Here is a 1,366-nt window from a genome sequence, read left to right on the forward strand (position 1 = left end):
GCGTCCTAAAATAAGTTTACAGTTTCGAAGTGAATTTATTAGTTCATGCTTATAGTCCTACTATCTGTTTACAGTATCTCAACTAAAAATCAGTTGGCAACTTCTAGGTCTATTTCCCCTTTCTTATAGTAATTCTTCCAGCGTCTTCGCAAATCGCCCCTTTGCTGATGGGCTTGCTGTGGGGTCAGCATGTCACAACTGCTATGGGGGCGTAATGAATTATAAATCAGGACAGCCTGAGCAATTCCCTTTTTGGCTACGGCCAAGCTAGGATAGTGATCGGCTAATAGCTCCTCTTTCAAGATACCATTCACCCGTTCGGCGATCGCGTTTTCTAATGGATCTCCGCTTTGCGTCATGCTGATTTGGATGTTATTGTCCTTTAAAAGGCTCACATACTCTAGGCAACAATATTGCACGCCCCGGTCACTATGGTGAATCAATTCAGAAGTGTCCTGGCAGGCTTTCAAGGCCATCGACAAGGCCTTTAGACTGCCCATCGCACTTAGCGTTTCTGACACACAGAAGCCGACGATTTTGCGGCTATAGGCATCGGTTACCAAGCTTAAGTAAGCAAAGCCCTCGCCGACTATAATATACGTTATATCGCTCACCCATAACGAATTGGGTGCTTTGGGCACATAATCCCGTATCAGATTTGGATACTTTTTCTGCCAGTGATTAGAGAAAGTAGTCTGCACCCTACGGCGACGCTTTTTCACTAATAATTTATGGGCTCGTAGCAAATCAAACAGAGCATCCCGGCCCATCTTCAACTGGTGATCTTGGACAAAATCCTGCATCAGCACCAGTAGTTTTCGAGTGCCTAAGCGGGGTTGCAGCGATCGATGGAGCAATACTTGCTGAATAACCAGCTCGGCTTCAAAGCAACTTTGGTTGTTATTTTTTTCAAATTGATAGAATGCCTGCCTGCTATAACCAAGCAGTGCACACAACACCGACAGGCTGTGTCGCTTTGCGTTGTGCCTCACTTTGTTGACCGCTTGGTGCCAAACTTTTTTCGGATCGGGACTTGCAGCTCATCCTCGGCAATATCGAGCATGGCGTTCAGCAGCTTATTGCGTAGTTGTTCCTGCTCTAACAACTTTTGGAGTTGCTCCAGACTGGGCGGTTGATTGGGTTTGGGCTTCATGGGATCTGAAGCTAAGCCCACGCCTTTTAGTTTAGCCTGTTGTTGGGCTTGATACTTGAGCACACACCGATTTATCGTGGCTTTACTGATGCCATACTTTTTCTCCAGTTGCAGATAGGTGCACCCACCCAGTAAGTATTCTCGTACGGCTCTTTGTCGTTTGTTCATGTTACAGCTCAGTTGCGGGCTGTAAACCTATTCTAGGACATGACA

The 1,366-nt window shown here is 46.1% G+C and carries 2 protein-coding genes; both read right to left on the reverse strand.

The window, feature by feature from the left end:
• Window positions 1–89: 89 nt before the first annotated feature.
• Entirely contained in the window at window positions 90–992 is a 903-nt protein-coding gene (locus ACYVIY_RS28580; protein ID WP_460980088.1) for an IS3 family transposase, read from the reverse strand.
• Entirely contained in the window at window positions 989–1,321 is a 333-nt protein-coding gene (locus tag ACYVIY_RS28585) for a hypothetical protein (RefSeq protein ID WP_460980087.1), read from the reverse strand. The genes ACYVIY_RS28580 and ACYVIY_RS28585 overlap by 4 nt, the downstream gene beginning before the upstream one ends.
• Between the last annotated feature and the right edge of the window lie 45 nt (window positions 1,322–1,366).

It is taken from the genome of Spirosoma knui, from assembly GCF_054780635.1.

Bases quoted from the DNA above. Each gene is read 5' to 3' on its own strand.
- ACYVIY_RS28585 (WP_460980087.1), bottom strand. From the start codon at position 1,321: ATGAACAAACGACAAAGAGCCGTACGAGAATACTTACTGGGTGGGTGC.